The sequence below is a fragment of the Nannocystis exedens genome (assembly GCF_002343915.1).
Taxonomy (GTDB): Bacteria; Myxococcota_A; Polyangia; order Nannocystales; family Nannocystaceae; genus Nannocystis; species Nannocystis exedens.
Genome location: NZ_NETK01000002.1, coordinates 721039 through 738623, shown reverse-complemented (window position 1 = coordinate 738623; position 17585 = coordinate 721039). Strand labels below are relative to the sequence as shown.

Genomic DNA, 17585 nt, shown 5'->3' with positions numbered 1-17585 from the left:
TCGGTGCCAGGCTGCCGGTCCGCGCCCACGTCAGTCCTCCCCCGCCATGTCGGCCCAGGCGTCCTGGCGCTTGCCCGGCAGCAGGCTGTACAGGCACGGGATCACGACCAGGGTCAGCAGGGTCGCCGCGGTCAGGCCGCCGATGACGGTGACCGCGAGCGGCTGGCGCAGCGCCGCGCCGTCGCCGACGCCGGCCGCCATCGGCAACAGGCCGAGCACGGTCGTCGCCGTGGTCATGACGATCGGCCGCAGCCGCAGTCGGCCGGCCTCGAGCAGCGCCGGGCCGACCTCCATGCCCTGGCCGCGGCGGTAGTTGACGGTGTTGACCAGGACGATCGCGTTGTTCACGACGATGCCGCCGAGGATGATCGCCCCCATCCCGACCATCGCCGAGATCGGGGTGCCGGTCAGCACGCAGGCCCACGCGACCCCGACCACGGCGAGCGGGACGGTGCCCATGATCAGCAGCGGGTGGTGCAGGCTCTCGAAGCTCGAGGCCATCACCACATAGATGAGGAATACGGCGATAAGTGCCGCAAACATCATGCTTTTCATCGACCCGCCCAGCGACTCGGCCTGGCCGCCGAGCTCGGCCTGGACGCGGCCGTCGCCGGGGTCGTGCTCGGCGAGGACGTCCTCGACGCGGGCGGCCACGGTGGCGAGGTCCTCGCCGGTGAGGCGGGCGCGGATCCGCAGGCCCCGGCGCCCGTCGAGGTGGCGGATCTCGGCAGGGCCTGTCCCTTCGACCAGGTCGGCGACGGCGGCCACGGTGACCGGGACGTCGCCGATCACGGCCACGGCGATCTTGCCGACGTCGGCCGCGCGGGTGCGGTCGACCTGCGGCAGCTGGACGCGGACGTCGAGCTGGCGGTCGGCCGCGTGCATCTTGGTCGCGATCTCGCCCTGGACCGCGCGCTGCACGGCGAGCGCCGCCGCGTCGACGCCGAGGCCGAGGCGGCTGAGGCGCTCGCGGTCGAAGTCGACGCGGACCTCGGGGCGGCCGGCGAGGTCGTCGGGGGCGACGTCGGCGAGGCCCGGGATCGCGCGCAGCTCGGGCAGCAGCGCGACCGCGTGGGCGATCGCGCGCTCGGGCTCCTCGCTGAAGATCCGGACCTCGATCGGGGCATCGAACGAGAACAGCGCCGGGCGGCCGAGCCGCAGCGTGGCCTCGGGGTCGGCCGCGGCGCCGGCCATGGCCAGCATCAGCGCCTCCTCGAGCGCGGCCTCCTCCGGCGCCGGCAGGCCCGGGTGCAGGCGGACGTTGACCTGGGCCAGGTGGGTGCCGGCGACGGTGCCGGTGGCGCTGTCGCCGGCGGTCATGCTGCCGACGCGGGCGAACACCTGGGCGACCGCCTCGTCGTGCTCGACCGCGGCGGCGACCCGGCGGGCGACGTCGGCCGTGCGCTCCAGCGAGCTGCCCTGCGGCAGCGAGATCTGGACGAAGAACTCGCCCTGCTGGATCTCCGGCAGCAGCGTGCGGCCGAGGCCCTGCAGCTGCTGGAACGCCAGCACGCACAGCGCCACCGCCAGCGCCACGACCGTGAAGCGCCAGCGCAGCGCGGCCTTGAGCGCCAGCGGGTAGGCGCGCTCGAGCGCGGCGTAGGCGGCGGTCAGCGGCGCCGTGAGGACCCGGAGGACATGTCCGATCGCCCATGTCGCAAGGCGCAGGCCGCGGAACACCAGCGCGAACGGGGCCAGCAGCCAGGCCAGCAGCGAGCGCGGCGCCGGCTCGTCGGCGTCGTCCCCTGCCCCGCCGCCGCCCAGGCTCTGCAGCACCGGCACCAGGGTCAGGCTGACGAACATCGACGAGACGATGCTGAGCGACACCGTGTACGCCAGGTCGCGGATCAGGCGGCCGGCGACGCCCTCGACGAAGGCCATCGGCAGGAACACCGCCACCGTCGTCAGCGTCGACGCGATCACCGAGGCCGCGACCTCGGTGGCGCCGCGGACCGCGGTGGTCGCCGCGGCGCCGCGCCGGTCGCGCTCGCGCACGCGGGCGATCGACTCGAGCACGACGATGCTGTTGTCGACCAGCATGCCGACGCCGAGCGCCAGGCCGCCGAGGCTCATCAGGTTGAGGCTGACGCCGAGCAGCTGCAGCGGCACGAAGGTGACGAGCAGCGAGATCGGGATGGCGGCGGCGATGACCAGGGTGGCCCGCAGGTCGCGCAGGAAGAACAGCAGGACCAGCACCGCCAGGGCGCCGCCGAGCAGGGTGTTGCTCTGGACCTCGGCGATCGCCGACTCGATGAAGGCGGCCTGGTCGCTGAGCACGAGCACGCTCTGACCCGTCCCGAGGTGCAGGTCGGGCAGCGCCGTCTGGACCGCCCGCGACACCGCCACCGTGTTGGCGTCGCCCTCGCGGTAGACCGCCAGCTCGACCGCCTCGCGCCCTGCCACCAGCGCCAGCTCCTCGCGCTCGACCGGCACGCGGGCGACGTCGGCGACGTCGCGCAGGCGCAGCTCGGCGCCGTCGCGGCTGCGGACCACGACCTCCTCGAGCTCGGCCGGGGCGCGGGCCTCGTGGACGGTGCGCAGCAGGTAGCGGCTCTTCTGCTCGGTCAGGGCGCCGCCGGGGCGGTTGACGTTGTCGCGGCGGATCGCCTGCGCGACCTCGTCGGCGGTCACGCGCAGGGCCGCGAGCCGCTGCGGATCCATCTCGACGCGGATCTCCTCCTTGTCGCCGCCGTGGATCTGCACCGCCGCGACGCCGGGGATCTTCTCGAGCGCGCGCTTGACCCGGCGGTCGGCCAGCTCCCACAGCTCGGCCGGGCGCATGTTGTCCTTCGAGACCAGCGCCAGGCGCAGGATCGGCTCCTGCGCCGGGTCGTAGCGCAGCACCACCGGCCGCTGCACCCCGGTCGGCAGGACCACGCGGTCGAGCTTCTCGCGCACGTCGTCGAGCCCGCGGTCCATGTCGGTGCCCCAGCCGAAGTCGAGCACGACCTCGCTGATGCCCTCGCGCGAGACCGACTCGACCTGCACCACCCCGGGCACCGCGCTGACCAGCTCCTCGACCGGCCGCGTCAGCAGCTCCTCGACCTCCTGCGGGGCCGCGTCCGGCATCTCGGTGCGGACGGTGACGCTCGGGTAGCTGAGGTCCGGCAGCAGCGCCAGCGGCAGCCGCGTCAGCGCCACCAGGCCGAACACGACCAGCGCGACCAGCACCATCGTGGTCGTGACCGGCCGCCCGACCGCGCCGGCGACCATGCCGCGCGGCCGCGCCTCGCCCGTCACCGGCCCCCTGGCGCCGCTGCGGCCGCCTGCCCCTTCGGACCTGTCTGTTGCGCCCTGGCCTCCGGGACCTGACCTTTCGAACCTGCTGCTTCGGACCTGGCTTCCGGGACCTGGCCCTTGGGACCTGCTCCCGCGGACACGTCGGGCGAACCCGCGCCGGCGCCGGCCTGGGCCGCATCGCCGGCTTGCGCCGCGGCCGGCTGGCTCGCCGCGCCCTCGGCTCCGGCCTGCGCCCCCTGGCCCCCGGCCTTGCCCTTGCCCTTGCCCTCGCCCTCGGCGACCGCGCGCACCGGCATGCCCTCGGCGATGCCGGTGCCGGCGTCCATGACGATCTGCGCGCCCTCGGCCACGCCGCCGAGGATCTCCGCCCGCTCCTCGCCGACCAGCCCGAGCTCGACCGGGCGCCGGCGGGCCCGCCCGTCCTCGACCACGTACACGTGCGGCTTGCCCTCGACCTCGACGATCGCGCGGCGCGGCACGCTCGGGGCCGACTCGCGCACGGCCACCCGCAGGGTCGCGCGCGCGAACGCCCCGGGCACGGCGCCGGCGGGGAAGTTGCGGGCGCGGACGACGAACTTCACGGTGCCGGTCAGCGGGTCGACGACCGGCGCGCGGCGCTCGACCCGGGCCTCGAAGGTGCTGCCGTCCTGCAGCTCGACGACGGCCGGCGCCCCGGCCTGGACGGTGCTCGCCTCGCGCTCGGGCACGTGCAGCTCGAGGTCGAGGGCGCTGAGGTCGGCGATCGTGAACAGCGACTTGGAGGTGGTGGCGAGGTTGCCGACGTCGATGTGGCGGCGGGTGATGGTGCCGGCGAACGGGGCCGATACGGTCGTCTGCGAGGCCTGGTGGCGCGACACCTGGGCGCTGGCCAGCGCCGACTCGGCGGCGTAGCGCTGCTTGTCGAGCTCCTCGCGCGACAACAGGCCGCTCAGCTGCTCGAGCCGCTGCAGTTCCTTGGCCGCGTTCTGGGCGCTGAGCCGGTCGCGCGCGGCCTGGAGTTGATAGGCGCGGCCGTCGAGGCGGGCCAGCAGCTGGCCCTCGGCGACGCTGTCGCCCTCCTCGGCCCGGAGCTCGAGCACCACGCCGGGCTGCAGCGCGACCAGATCGGCGGCTCGCAACGCCCGCAGGGTGCCGGCGCCGCGGTAGTGGCGCTCGATCGTCGCCGGCGTCAGCGTGGTCACGGCCACCGCGAGCGCCTCGGCCTCGCCGCCGCGCCGACCCTTGCCGCCGCCGGGGCCGCCCGGGCCCCCGGGACCGCCGGCCCCCGCCTCGCCGCCGCAGGCGAGCGGGCTCGTGGCCAGGAGTGCGATCAGGAGGACGGAGCGCATGGCGCTTTCGTCCCAGCCATACCACGTCCGCGCGCGACGAGGGTAAACCCCTCATGTGTCCGTCCTCGCAGCGAACGGTGAAACATCCTGACCGGTGCCCGTGCGAGCCCGGCGTGGCGGTCGTCGGGGGGACGACCGGATCGCGACGGACCGTGGCGTCCACGCGGATGGGCTCGCCGACCTCCGGGAGGACCGCAGGCGAAGATCGTGCGACCCCGCCGCGGCCGGCCGTTATTTTGCCCTGTGCGGCCGCGGTCGCTAGGGTCCGCGCGTGCCGCTCGGTCTGCCCCCCGTCGTCGCGCTCCTCGTGGGGCTCGTGCACTGCATCGCCGGTTACAAGTTGTTCCCGCTGGTGCTCGGCATCTACGGCCTGGTGTTCGGCGTCGGCGCCGGAGCCGCGATGGCCGAGATCTGGTTTCCGGGACAGGTCCTCACGGCCAGCCTGATGCAGGTCGGCGCCGGCCTGCTCGGCCTGGGGGCGGTGCTGGCCTACTTCCGGATCGGCGTGTTCGTGATCGGCGCGGTCGCGGCGTTGCTGCTGACCTGGGCCGTCGCGCCGGTGGTCGGCGGGGTCTCGTGGCAGGTCCAGCTGCTCCTGGCGTGCGTGGCCGGCAGCGCCAGCGTGGTCGTGTCGCGGGTGGTCCTGATCGTCGCCACCGCGATCACCGGCGCGGCCCTGGTGGTGCGCAGCGCCGAGGTGATGGCCGAGAGCCCCGTCCGCTGGCTGACCGACCTCACCGCGCTGCCCTGGACGGGGGCCCTGCCCGACGCGGTCCCCGAGGTCGTCGCGTGGGCCGCGCTGGCCCTGCTCGGGATCGCCGTGCAGCTCGCCACGACCGCGCGTCACTGACCGCTCCAGGCGGGGTTCGTCCGGCCGCCGCCGGCCGTTGCTGGCGCAAGCGTCGCGTGGGATAACGCGGTCCCGATGCCCCCCGTCCACGCTCGTCGCTACGCGCGCAACCACGTCTGGGCCGAACTCGACGGCGACAGCGTGCTCGTCGGGATCAGCGCTCGCGCGCTCGACCAGCTCGGCGAGATCACCGACTTCGTCCTCCGCGTCCAGCCCGGCGACGAGCTCGCGCTCGGCCAGTGCTTCGCGGTGCTCGAGAGCGCCAAGGCGGAGATCGAGCTGTTCACGCCGCTGTCCGGCGCGGTGGTCCGCGTCCACGAGGGCCTCGACCTCGCGCCCTCGACCATCAACGACGATTGCTACGGCGAGGGCTGGATGATCGCCGTGCGTCCGCCCGACCTCAGCGAGTTCACCACCCTGCTCGACGCCGAGGCCTACAGCGAGCTGCTGAAGACCGCGGCGTCGTGCGTGTGACCGGTCCGGAGGGGCAGGTCGCTCGACCTGGCCTTCGGGGCAGGTCGATGCCGGCGCCCGGGCGTCACGGGACCAGCTCGTAGGCGCCGCGGCTCGGCGGGTCCTTCCAGCAGCGGTAGTCGCGGTCGGCCGCGACTTCGGGCAGCGGCGTGCCCGAGCCCACCGCGGGGCTGGCGGGGGTGAGGCGGAAGTCGGCGGCGAGATCGACGAGCAGCGGGTCCTCGCCGGCGATCGCCCCGGTCTCGACGACCGGCAGGTCGCCGGCGGGGCTCGACTGGTCGGGCGCGTCGGCGGCGTACCAGAGGTTGGTCGTGAAGGTGAACGTCTCCGGGGCCGTATTGCCGCCGATGTTGACGTAGGTCGAGATCGCCGCGCGGTCGAACACCACCAGGTTGTTGATGAACCGCCCGTTGCTCGCCGGCGCGAACGTGAACTGCGGGTCGGACACCGTCTCTTGCAGGATCCGCAGCAGCCACTGCTGCGGGCGGATGATCGTGTTGTTGGCCGCCAGGCAGTCGACGCAGCCGACGAACGCCAGCGGCGTCTCCCCGCCCTCGATCACGTTCGAGACCACGCGGATGTTGCGCGCCTCGGCGTTGTCGCCGTTCATCGTCAGCGGCGGGCGGAAGAACTCGAAGCCGGTCGACCCGCCCATGTTCACGGCCCGCTGCCCGCAGTCGATCATGGTGTTGCCGCGGATCTCGATGTCCTCGCTGCCGCCCTTGGCCTGGATCGCGTTGCCGCCGTTTTCGCCGAAGAAGTTGGCGACGATGAGCCCGCGGTGGCAGCCGACGTGATCGACGGCGCTGCCGCCGTCGCTGCAGCGCTCGAACTGACTGTCGAGGATCCAGAAGTCGTTGATCCCCGAGAGCTTGAGGCAGTCCTGGTTGCCGCCCTCGCCGATGTCGTGGATGTGGAGGCGCTCGAACGCGACGAAGCGAGTCGCCTCCGGATCGTCGACGGCGCCGCCGTCGTCGACGTTGATGCCGTTGGCGGTCGCGCCCGTGATCTCGAGGTCATGGATGACCAGGTGGCGGACGCGGGACAGGTGCAGGGCCTCGCCGCCGCCCGCGATGGTCGCGGGCGAGCCGAACTCGCCGCCGAGCCAGATCGGGGCGTCGGCGGTGCCCGCGAGGTCGCTGAGGAAGATGTCGGGGCCGAAGGTCTCGCCGAGCAGACGGATGCCGGTGCCGGGGGTCGCCTTCGCCGCCGCCGCCTCGACGGTCTGGCACGGGGTGGCACGGGCGCCGCAGTCGGGCCCGTCGGCGCCGCTCGCCGCCACGTAGATCAGCGTGGTCGGCTCCTTGGACGTGGCGAAGTGGCTCGGATCGCCGCAGGCCGGCATGGGATCCGGACCGGTGTCGGGCGCGTCGGTGGTCACGGCGTCGGTCGTGACGGGGTCGGTGCTCGTCGCCGTCGTGGTGGTCGAGGTGGTCGAGGTCGTCGTCGTCGTCGGGGCCTCGGTCGGATCGGCGGCGGTCGAGGTCGTGCCGTCGCTCGCGGTCGCGGTGGTCGTGCCGGCCGTGCTCGTCGTGGTGTCGGTGTCGAGGGTGTCGCCCTGCTCGCCGCCGCAGCCGGCGAGCGCCAGCGCGGTCAGCAAGGTCGCCGTCTTCGCAGATCGCATGTGGACACGATACCCGAGCCCGCCGGCCGAGACATGCGTGGCGACGCGCCGCCCTGCGCTCGCCCGCGTGGGCGCCAGACCACCATCGTCGCGGGCGGAGCACCGCGGCCGGGGTCTCGGGCGGCGGTGACCTGACCGTGGAGACCTGCGGCGGCGCGGGGTCGCGCGTCGGCGCCCGCCGTGCGGACGCAGCCCCGCGCCCGCGGCTGCGCGCTGCCGGCCGGCAGTGGCCTGTCCCTTGCGACATATCGCCGGCCGCGGGTGGTGGCCCGCGCACGCCGCTTCGCGGGCGTGGCCGGTCTCTTGCGACGCGTCGCCAGCCGGGCGCAGCGGCGGGGGCTGGGTCACCCCGCCGCTGGTTGAGAGGCCTGTCCCTTGGGACACGTCGCCGGCCGCGGGGGTTCGGGCCCCCCACTCCGCTGCGCGCCTCAGGTCGAGAATGACATGCCCCTCGGGACACGTCGCCAGCGCGGTGGTCCGCACCCCTGCGCACTCCCCTGCGCCGCTGGTCGGGAATGACATGTCTCTTGCGACATGTCGCTGTGATGACCCTCGCCCGGGGCACAGGCCCGCGCGCCGCCGCGCTGCGCCCGGCACGAGCGGTCTCTGCCTGCGAACCCGGCGGCGCGTTCGGTGCCGCGACGACCGACCCAACCCGCCGCGCTCGCCGAAAGGATGTCTCTTGCGCCAGGTCATGGCGACGAGCGCTCGCGCGACTCCACAGCCGCCGACTTATTCCCCGCTCTCGCGGCCGATCGCGGTCCTGTGTGACGACGTCGTCGGCCGTGCCCGCCGGCCCACGATCCCACCGCGGCGGCCGTCGCGGCCCCCGGATCGGCGTGCTAGTGTCGCCAGCGTGTCCGACCCGCTCGCCGGCCCGCCGATCGCCGTCCGCCTGCATGCGCTCGCGTCGGCCGGCGTGCTCGACCCCGCGGCCTTCGAGCGCGCGCGCGAGCTCGTCGGCGGCACGCCCACGGTCGACGCCTGGTACCGCTTCGCGCGCTTCCACCTGATCATCCTCGGCACCGTGCTCGCGGTCGCCGGGGCGATCTTCTTCGTCGCCGCCAACTGGGACGTGTTCACCCCGCACGCCAGGATCGGCCTGGCCGCCGCAGCGATGGCCGCCGCCACCCTCGCGGGCGGCTGGATCGGCCTCGACAAGCTCAGCGGGCGCGCCGCGGGGCTGGCCGGGGGGCTGCTGTTCGGGCCGCTCCTGGCCCTGGTCGGCCAGGTCTACCAGACCGGCGCCGACGCGTTCGAGCTGTTCCTCGCCTGGGCAGTGGTGCTGGCCGGCTACGCGCTGGCGACCCGGTTCGTCGGCGCGTGGATCACGGCGCTGTTGCTGGCGGTGATCACGATCTACCTGTGGATCGGTCAGGCCCTCGGCAGCCACCCGTTCGACACACCAGGTCTTTGGGGCAGCCTGGCCGGCGCCGCCGCCCTGTCCGCGCTGGCACTGCACCGCCGCGTGCATCGCGGCCCGAGCGACGCGATCGGCCTGGTCGCGCTGACGCTCGGCTGGTGCATCACCTTCGCCCACGGGGCCGTGGCGATCTCGATCGATGGCTGGCCTTTCGGACAGGTCATCGCCCTGCTGCTGGCGCTGGCGCTGCCGGCGGTGCTGCTGCAGCTTGGGCGTCGGCTCGACGACTTCGGCCTCGAGCGGCTCGCGGTGGCCCACCTGTTCGGCCTGCTCACGGTCGCCGAGGGCAAGCTGGTGTTCGACGTGCTCGACGCCGAGATCGGCGGGCTGCTGATCATGGGCCTGCTCCTCAGCGTGCAGGGTTACGTCGGCGGCGAGTGGTTCCGGGCCCGCCGGCCGCGCGAGGAGGACGTGTCGTGAGCACCCGAAGGTTGCTCGAGCAGCTCGCCCGCGAGGGCCTGGTCGACCGCGACGCGCTCGACGAGGCCACCCCGCTCGGCCAGCGGACCCGCGACGCGCTCGCCGGGCTCACCGGCGAGGGCCTGCGGCTGCAGCAGGCCGGCGCCTCGGTGTCGGTGTGGCTCGGGGCGCTGCTGCTGGCGATCTTCCTCGTGCAGATGGAGATCACGGCGGTCGTGCCGGTCGGGCTCGCGTTCGGCGCGGCGGGCCTCGGCCTGGCGGCCGTGCTCGCGCGCGGCCCGGCCACCCTGCTCGAGCTGCAGCTGCGCTGGATCGCCACCATCGGCGGGCAGGTCCTGATCCTCGCCAGCCTCGGCGAGGTCATCGGCGACGACGAGAGCCTGTGCGTGGCGGCGCTCGTCGTCCAGGCGATCACGGTGTGGCTGGTCCGCGACCTCGCCATCGGCGTGGTCTCGGTCCTGGTCGGGGCCGGGGCGCTGCTGGTGCTGGCGGCCGAGCTGCACGTCGGCCCGTTCGGACATGGTCTTTTAGCCCTGTTCCTCGGGACATGTATTTGCGGCTTGTGGGTGCTGCAGGCGCCGCTGGCGGCCCGGCTCGGCCGGCTGTGGCAGCCGCTGGCCTACGCGCTGCCGCTGGCCGTGTGGGCGCCGATCACGATCGGGGCCGGCAGCCGCCGGGAGGGCGGCGACCCGGGCGGGCTGCCGATGTTCCTCGGGACCTGGGCGGCCGACGCCGTGCTGCTGTCGGCCGGCTGGGCGGCGCTGTCGACCTGGCTGATCGTACAGGCGGGGCGCGAGCGGCCGGAGCTGCGCGGCGGGGCCCAGCGAGCGGCCTACGCCGGGATCGGGCTGACCGCCCTGCTCGGGCTCGACACCCCGGGTCTCAGCGCCGGGCTGACGCTGCTGATCCTCGGCCAGCTGCGCGCCAGCCTGAACCTGCGCCTGCTCGGCCTGACCGCCGTCGGCAGCTTCCTGTTCTTCTGGTACTACGAGCACGGCTCGACGCTGCTCAGCAAGTCGATCGTGGCGGTCAGCCACGGCGCGCTGTTCCTGCTGCTGGCCGGGCTGCTGCGCCGCAAAGCCGCTCGCCCGCGCAAGGCCCAGGCGCGCCCGCTGGCGGCGCGGATCGCCGACCTGCGCTGGCTGTCGCTGGCGCTCGCGCTGGGCCTGGCGATCCCCGGCTACGTCGTGGTCCAGAAGGAGCGAGTGCTGTCGTCCGGCGAGACGGTGCTGCTGCGGCTCGCGCCGGTCGACCCGCGCTCGCTGATGCAGGGCGACTACATGGAGCTGCGCTACGCGTTGGTGTCCGAGCTGCCCGACGTCGAGCGCTTGGCCCCGCGCGGGGCGCTGATCGTCACCCGCGACGTCGACGACGTGGCCCGGTTCGTCCGCGTCGACGACGGCCGCCCGCTCGCGCCCGGCGAGCTGCGCCTGCGCTATGCCAAGCGCGGCCGCGAGGTGAGCCTCGGCGCCGAGACGTTCCTGTTCCCCGAGGGCGAGGGCCGCACGCTCGAGGCGGCCCGGTACGGCGAGCTCGCCGTCGCCGAGGCCGGCGACAGCGTGCTCATCGGCCTGCGCGACGAGGCCCGCCGCCCGCTCGGCACCCGCCTGCACGACCGCTGAGCAGCGGGGCGGTCCCACCGGCTCTGCGCGTCAGCCTGGCGCCCCGCCTCCTTGCTCGCTCGCGGATGCGCTCGCCCGACTCGAGGCCTTCCTGACCGCTCTGCGTGCGCCGGACTCGATCGTGCGCGGCGTGGCGGGGCGCTCGCCGACCTCGACGAACAGCCTGGGCTCGCTCCCTCGTGGGCGGCCGGCCGGGCGTCCGACGTGAAGGACATGTTCGAACGAGCATGTCCGAAGCAACATGACCTCGACGACATGCGTGTTTCGACATGCCCTCTACTTGAGAAGAGCCGCGGCCCCCGCGGCTCGAGACGTCCTCGCGCAGCGAGCGCTGCCACACAGCACCCCGGGCGGGGCACGCCCTCACGCCTGCGGCGCGCGGCCCGAGCCGACGCTCGCGCCGATCAGCCGCGCCGGGTCGATGCCGACGGTCGCCAGCGCGTCGTGCCACATCATCTCGGGCGCGGTGTGGAACAGCCACGGCACCGGGACCCCGGGGGCGTCGCTGGCGGGCTCGCGCAGGGGCACCGCCAGCCAGCTGCCCTGGGCCATCTCCGACTCGAGCTGGCCCGGACCCCAGCCGGCGTAGCCGAGGAACACCAGGTAGTTGCGGCCGGCCCCGCCGAAGCGGTTGTCGCTGACGCGGCGCACGCCCTCGAGCGAGGCGGTGAGGAACGCTCCGGGCGCGACGTCCTCGGCGAGCGGGTCCCACTGCGACTGGTCGTGGAGGAGGAACGCGCGCACCGGCTCGACCGGCCCGCCGAGGCGCAACCCCTGATCGGCGGGCCCCTCCCAGCGCAGGGTCACCGCGTCGGCGAACTCGGCGATCGTGGTGGGCAGGCGGTGGTTGATGACCAGCCCGAACGCGCCGCGCTCCGAGTGATCGATGATGAGGACCACCGAGCGCACGAAGTTGGGATCGACGAGCTGCGGCACCGCGCACAGCAAATGGCGCGAGAGACCGGCAACCCCAGCGGGAGACCGTTCAGCCGGCGATCGCACGACGTCGATGGGCACGGGATCGTTTTGGCACGAAGCCCGCGAGAGTGCCAGAGGTCGGACTCGAACCGACACGAGGGGCTACCTCAACGGATTTTGAGTCCGCCGCGTCTACCGATTTCGCCACTCTGGCGCGAGGAGCGGCGAAGCGTTTAGCACGGGCGCCGGCCTGCTCGCAAGCCTGCGGCGCACCCGGCCCGGAGACGGATCACCCTGCGCCGCCGTCGCCCCCCGCCCGCGGCCGTCCGTGCGGGTCCCGGGACCGCCGGCACGTCTGTACGCTCGTCACGCGCCGCGGAGCCGCTCGCAGCGAGGCGACCTGCGGCGGCCCCCGCTCCCCTCAGCGGGCTCGACCCGGGAGCCCGGCGCTTCGACGTCGACTCCGGAGCAGCGCGTCCCGACCGCGGGACCGAGAGATCATCGCCGAAGTCGCAGCGCTCGTCGGGCCGCGCCGCCGTTCGCGCGGCGCTCCGCGGTGACGCTCCGCAGCGCCTCACGGCATCTCGGGCTCGCCGAGGCGGACCTCGACCTGGCCCGGGCCGGCGTCGATCCAGATCTTCACGTGCCCGCCGCCGACCGCGCGGCGGAACGAGCCGCTGGTGATCGTCGACACCGTGCCGGTCTGGACGCGGATCTGGTCGCCCTTGAGGTCGAGGTCGAGGTCGGCGTCGGAGCGCAGCCACACCCGCACGTCGCCGCCGGCGCGGACCACCACGTCGTTGCCGCCCGCGCCCGCCTGCCACACCTCGACGGTGCCGTGGCGGGTGCGCAGGTCCATGTTGCCGGCCGACTCGACGCGCACGCGACCGTCGCCGGTGCGCACCGCGACCCCGCCGTCGCCGCCGTCGATGTCGACGTCGCCGATGTCGACGTCGACGCCGATGTTGCCGGCGACGCCGACGACGTCGACGTCGCCGAGCCCGGTCTGCAGCTCGAGGTCGAGCGTGGGCGGCAGCCGGATCTCCTCGACCTCGAGGTCGACCTGGTCGTCGACCGCCAGCGGCACCACCGCGCCCAGGCGGGCGAACCCGCCGGTCACGTCGAAGACGAGCCGCGGCGTGCGCGCGTTGGCCTTGGCCACCTTCTCGCTGCCGCCGGCCGCCCGCCACGCGCCGCGCAGCTCGAGGCCGGCGGCCATCGGGTCGCCGACCACCGTCAGCGGCGTGTCCGGCAGGGCGACCCGCACCGCCTGGACCTCGGTGAGCGGCCAGGTCGCCTCGACCTCGGCCTCGCTGCGGTAGCCGAACACGCAGCCGACCAGGCCGGCCGCGAGCGCGAGCGACATGGCCGTTCGAACATGTTTCCAAGGCCACTGTCCCGGGCGCCAGGTCTGAAAGGCCAGCATCAGAAGTACACCCCCAGGCCGGTGCCGAGCTCGAGCGTGACCGCGTGCTTGGGGATCGCCCCGTCACCGCGGTAGTAGCGGGCGGCGCCGAGCGGGGCGCTGACGCGCGGGACGATGTCGATCGACCAGCGGTCGAGGATGAACAGCCGCAGGTCGAGCTGCCCGTACGGGATGGCGGCGACGACCGCGGTGCGCGGCGGCTCCTCGCCCTCGGGCACGGCCGGCGGCGCCCCGCTGGCGAACGCGCCCTGGACGATCGCGCCGGCGGCCAGCGACAGCCACACGCGCCCGCGCTCGAGCACGCGGTACTGCAGCCGCGGCCCGCCCTGCAGCGCCGCGCGGCCCGGGCCGAACTTGAGGCCGAGGTCGGTCAGGCCGACGCTGAAGCGCGGGGCGACCTGGCCGAGCACGCCGACGTTCCAGTCGGCGTAGAGTTGGGCCGCCGGATCGCCGGCGCGCATGCCGACGGTCGCCATGCGTCGCAGCTCGAGCGACAGCTTGTGGCGGGTGTGCGGCTTCGGCGTGCGCTTGCCGATCGCGCCGGCGTAGGCGTCCATCACCTGCGCCATGTAGAGGAGGTGCAGGCCGCCGGTCAAAAGCCCGAGGCCGGCCGCGCCGACGACGTCGGCGGCGAAGGTGCGGCCGTGGGCGCCCGGGGTGGCCGCGTCGGACGGGTCGCGGGTGAGCGCGAGCCCGAGCGCACCTGCCCCGAGAGACATGGCCCCGAGCAGGAAGCCGGCTCCGCGCGCGTACTCGCGGTTGACCATCTGGCCGAGGCCGGGCACCAGCGCCGACAGGATCGGCGCGACCGGGCGGCGCCAGTTGCCGTCCCGCGCGGCCGCGGTCCGACCGATCCGCACCACCGGCCCCGGCGACGGCCCCTCGTCGCGCACCACTGCCAGCCCCGCCGGCCCGACCTGCACGTGCGTGCGCTCGAGCACCGGCACCACCAGGCCGTGCGGCGCGCCCGGGCTGCGGACCACGTACTCGCCCGGCGCCCCGCGCAGCAGGATCGTCTGGCCCGGGCCGACGGCGTACGACCCGAGCAGCTTGCCACGCGGCGACGTCACGATCACCTGCCCGCCCTGCCCCGCGCCCGACAGCTCGAGCGTGGCCTCGCCCGGCTCGGGCGGCGGCGCCACCACCGGCGCCGGCCCGCTCGGGCCCATCGGCTCGAGCCTGGGCGCGGGCGCCTCGCTCGCCGGTGCGGCGGGGCTGTCCGTTCGGACCTGCTCCAGGGCACCTGTCCCCGGCGACATGTCCGCGGGAACCTGTCCCTTCGCACCCTCGGAGAGCGGCGCCGGCTGCCCCGGCAGCGGCCCCCACGGGACCCCGGGCGCGCTCGGACCGGCGGCCGGCGGCGCGGCCAGAGCGACGATCAGCGCGCAGCGGAGCACTCGCCGGTTATAGGCGCGCCCCTGCCCCGGCGTCCAGTGCCCAGATCGGCGCCCGCCGGCTGCAGCCCGCGGCTCCGCGGCGACCCGCCGGCGCCGGTCCATGAATCCGGCCGGGACGCCGACCTGCGCAGCGGCCGACCGCCGGCCCGCGCCGACGCCCGACGATCCCTCGGCTCGGGCGAACCGCGCTCGGCCGCACGCTCGGCCGGTCGCCGAAGCCGGACGGGCGGGCCGACGATTGCGAGCTCGCGCGGGCGCACTCGACGAGCGCGGCGAGGGTCGACAGCCGTGACGGGCGCGTCGCTCCGTGGGTTCGGATGGACGACCCGACGCTGACGGGCGCGTCGCCCCGCGGCTCGGACCGACAGACCGGCGGTGGGTGGCGACTGGCGCGTCGGCCCGCGGCTCGGGCCCGACCGCAGTGACGGGCGCGTCGTCCCGCGGCTCAGACCGACAGGCCGGCCGTGGCGGGCGCGTCGCCTCGCGCGAGCGCCCAGCTCATGTGATCGCTGGCGTGGACGATCGCGGCGGTGCCGTCGGGTCGGAGCAGGATCAGGCCGACCGCGGCTCCGTCCCAACGCGACGACACCTCGCGCACGAGGCCCGCGGCCAGCGGCGTCACCGCGTCGGCCGCAACCCCGTGGACCCGCTGCAGCGCCGCATAGGCGAGCACGTGGGTCAAGATCGCCTCGCCCAGCCCGGTCGTCGCGCAGGCGCCGAGCTCCGGGTGGGCGTAGAGGCCCGAGCCGACCATCGGCGTGTCGCCGACGCGACCGGGCAACTTGTAGAGCACGCCGCCGGTCGAGCCGGCCGCGCTCAGCTCGCCGCGCGCGTCGAGGGCCACGGCGCCGACCGTGTCGGCGCGGTTGTCGAGCCGCCGGCCGGCGCGCACCGCCGCGAAGTGGGCCTCGGCCTTGGCGGTCCACACCTCCTCGCGGCCGAAGTGGCCGACCCCGCGCTCGCGGGCGAAGCGGGCCGCGTTGTCGCCCACCAGCAGGCAGTGGCGGGTCTCGTTCATCACCAGCGCCGCCAGCAGGATGGTGTCGCGGACCTCGCGGACCCCGGCGACCGCGCCCGACCGCAGGTCGCGCGAGCGCATGATCGCCGCGTCGGCCTCGAACACCCCGTCGGCGTTCATGCACGCGCCGCGGCCGGCGTTGAAGCCCGGGTCGTCCTCGAGCACCCGCACGGCCGCGATCACGGCCGCCTCGGCGCTGCCGCCCGCCAGCAGCACGGCCTGGCCGGCCGCCGCGGCCGCGCGCGTGCCGGTCACCGCCGACCCACGCAGGTCCTCCGCCACCGTGCCCGCCCCGCCGTGAACCACGATCACCGGTGTCGTCACCGCGTCCTCCTCCCGCGCCGCTCCCGGCGCGCGTCGATGCCGTGGGGCCGCGGCACGGGCCGTCGTCTCCCGCGCCGCTCCCGGCGCACATCGACGCCGCGGGGCCGCGGCACGTTCGGCGTCACCGCGTCCTCCTCACGCGCCGCTCCCGGCGCGCGTCGATGCCGTAGGGCCGCGGCACGTCCGGCGTGTCGGCCGCCTGCAGCGCGCGCCGCTCGGCCCGGTGCATCGCCCGCGCCTCGCCGCGCCGCCCATGGTCGTGGCCCAGCAGGTGGCACAGGCCGTGGACCGCGAGCACGGTCGCCTCGTCGAGCGCGGCCGCGGCCTCGGCAGAATTTTCGACCATGTCTGGAAGGACAGGCTCTTTCGGACCGGTCTCGATGACCAGGCCCCAGAGGACCTGTCGCTTGACACCTGTCCGTTCGGTCACCCCGGAGATCCCGAGCCGGGCCCGCGCCTGGCGCCGGACCGCGTCGACGCTGATCACGACGTCGCCGGCCGCCGTCCCCTCGCCCTCGCCCGGCCCGAGCGGCCCGGCCGGGAACGACAGCACGTCGGTCGGCCCGACCTTGCCCATGTGCTCGGCGTTGAGCCGGGCGATCGCGGGGTCGTCGACCAGGTGGCAGGTCACCGCCGCGCCGGACCCGATCCCGAGCCGCCGCGCGGCGCGAGCGACCCGCCGCGCCAGCGCCTGCACGAACCACCGCGGGACCTTGCGCCGCGGGGCGACGGTGAAGCCGATCCGGCCGCGACCTGGCGCGAAGGCCATGTCCTCGGCGTCCGGGAACGAGCCGGGCGGGAAGGCCCGATCGTCGTCGTCTGCGTCGTCGGCCGCGAGCGCGTCGCGCTCGTCGTCGTTCCCAGCGTCCGGGCCGGGCTCCTCGCCCGGGGCCTCGTCGTCGGCGGCGTCGCCCCCGGTCGCGTCGTCGGCGTCGGGCTCGACTCCGGCCTCGTCGGTCTCCTCGTCCGAGTCAGCGTCGTCGTCGGAGACGTCGTCCGAGTACGCGTCGTCGCCCTCGTCCGAGTCACCGTCATCGTCGGAGACATCGCTCGAAGACGCGTCCTGGTTCCCCTCGTCTCCGTCGTCGAAGATGTCGTCCGCGTCGTCGTCGTGGTCCGCGTCAGCGTCGTCGAGCAAGGAATCCCCCTCGTCGCCGTCGTCTCCTTCGTCCGCGTAGATGTCGTCGTCTCCGTCCTCGTCCGAGGCCTCGTCGCTCTCCGCGTACGAATCAGCGTCCTCGTCCGCCTCGTCCTCAGCGTCCTCGTCCGGGCCCTCGTCGCTCTCCGCGTACGGATCAGCGTCCTCGTCCGCCCCGTCCTCGGCGTCCGCGTACGGATCAGCGTCCTCGTCCGCCCCGTCCTCGGCGTCCTCGTCCGCGTGAGCGTCCTCGACCGCCTCGCCGTTCGCCTCGTCACCACGCTCGTCCGCGTCGGTCTCCGCGTCCGCGAGCGCGCCGCCTCGCGCGCCCACCTCGTCCTTTAAATCGCTGCCCGCGGACTCGACCCGCCCGCTCGCCCGCG

The 17585-nt window shown here is 74.9% G+C and carries 12 protein-coding genes and 1 tRNA gene; 4 read left to right on the top strand and 9 right to left on the bottom strand.

Annotated features, from left to right (window positions below):
* Positions 1–30: 30 nt before the first annotated feature.
* Both NAEX_RS46850 and NAEX_RS46845 read right to left on the bottom strand, forming a co-directional pair.
* Positions 31–3213, bottom strand: coding sequence for an efflux RND transporter permease subunit (locus NAEX_RS46850; RefSeq protein WP_143140145.1), 3183 nt, complete (start codon positions 3211–3213; stop codon positions 31–33).
* Between the two features lie 23 nt (positions 3214–3236).
* Complete coding sequence (locus NAEX_RS46845) at positions 3237–4568, bottom strand: efflux RND transporter periplasmic adaptor subunit (RefSeq protein ID WP_096334423.1); 1332 nt, start codon at positions 4566–4568, stop codon at positions 3237–3239.
* A gap of 271 nt (positions 4569–4839) precedes the next feature.
* Here NAEX_RS46845 and NAEX_RS46840 point away from each other — a divergent pair, with 271 nt between their 5' ends.
* The gene (locus NAEX_RS46840) at positions 4840–5418 is read left to right on the top strand and encodes a TM7S3/TM198-like domain-containing protein (RefSeq protein ID WP_096334422.1); all 579 of its coding nucleotides are present in this window, start codon (positions 4840–4842) and stop codon (positions 5416–5418) included.
* 75 nt (positions 5419–5493) lie between these two features.
* The gene (locus NAEX_RS46835) at positions 5494–5892 is read left to right on the top strand and encodes a glycine cleavage system protein H (RefSeq protein WP_096334421.1); all 399 of its coding nucleotides are present in this window, start codon (positions 5494–5496) and stop codon (positions 5890–5892) included.
* A gap of 64 nt (positions 5893–5956) precedes the next feature.
* On the opposite strand, the gene NAEX_RS46830 is transcribed toward NAEX_RS46835, so the two are convergent.
* Entirely contained in the window at positions 5957–7516 is a 1560-nt protein-coding gene (locus NAEX_RS46830; protein ID WP_096334420.1) for a right-handed parallel beta-helix repeat-containing protein, read from the bottom strand.
* An 856-nt stretch (positions 7517–8372) separates the two neighbouring features.
* Between NAEX_RS46830 and NAEX_RS46825 the strand changes: the two genes are divergently transcribed.
* The gene (locus NAEX_RS46825; RefSeq protein WP_170136623.1) at positions 8373–9359 is read left to right on the top strand and encodes a DUF2157 domain-containing protein; all 987 of its coding nucleotides are present in this window, start codon (positions 8373–8375) and stop codon (positions 9357–9359) included.
* On the top strand, positions 9356–10981 hold the full coding sequence (locus NAEX_RS46820) for a GDYXXLXY domain-containing protein (protein WP_143140146.1): 1626 nt from the start codon (positions 9356–9358) through the stop codon (positions 10979–10981). Before NAEX_RS46825 ends, NAEX_RS46820 begins: the two co-directional genes overlap by 4 nt.
* 363 nt (positions 10982–11344) lie before the next feature.
* On the opposite strand, the gene NAEX_RS46815 is transcribed toward NAEX_RS46820, so the two are convergent.
* The 6 genes from NAEX_RS46815 to ybeY form a co-directional block, all read right to left on the bottom strand.
* Complete coding sequence (locus NAEX_RS46815; protein ID WP_170136622.1) at positions 11345–11917, bottom strand: YqgE/AlgH family protein; 573 nt, start codon at positions 11915–11917, stop codon at positions 11345–11347.
* Between the two features lie 111 nt (positions 11918–12028).
* Positions 12029–12113, bottom strand: a tRNA-Leu gene (locus NAEX_RS46810).
* Between the two features lie 360 nt (positions 12114–12473).
* Entirely contained in the window at positions 12474–13265 is a 792-nt protein-coding gene (locus NAEX_RS46805) for a DUF4097 family beta strand repeat-containing protein (protein WP_096334416.1), read from the bottom strand.
* Positions 13266–13324: 59 nt separating this feature from the next.
* Entirely contained in the window at positions 13325–14722 is a 1398-nt protein-coding gene (locus NAEX_RS46800) for a hypothetical protein (RefSeq protein WP_143140147.1), read from the bottom strand.
* A 445-nt stretch (positions 14723–15167) separates the two neighbouring features.
* A complete protein-coding gene (locus NAEX_RS46795) occupies positions 15168–16064 on the bottom strand; it encodes an isoaspartyl peptidase/L-asparaginase (RefSeq protein ID WP_096334414.1) in 897 nt (298 codons plus the stop codon).
* A gap of 121 nt (positions 16065–16185) precedes the next feature.
* Complete coding sequence (ybeY, locus tag NAEX_RS46790; RefSeq protein ID WP_100792689.1) at positions 16186–17535, bottom strand: rRNA maturation RNase YbeY; 1350 nt, start codon at positions 17533–17535, stop codon at positions 16186–16188.
* Between the last annotated feature and the right edge of the window lie 50 nt (positions 17536–17585).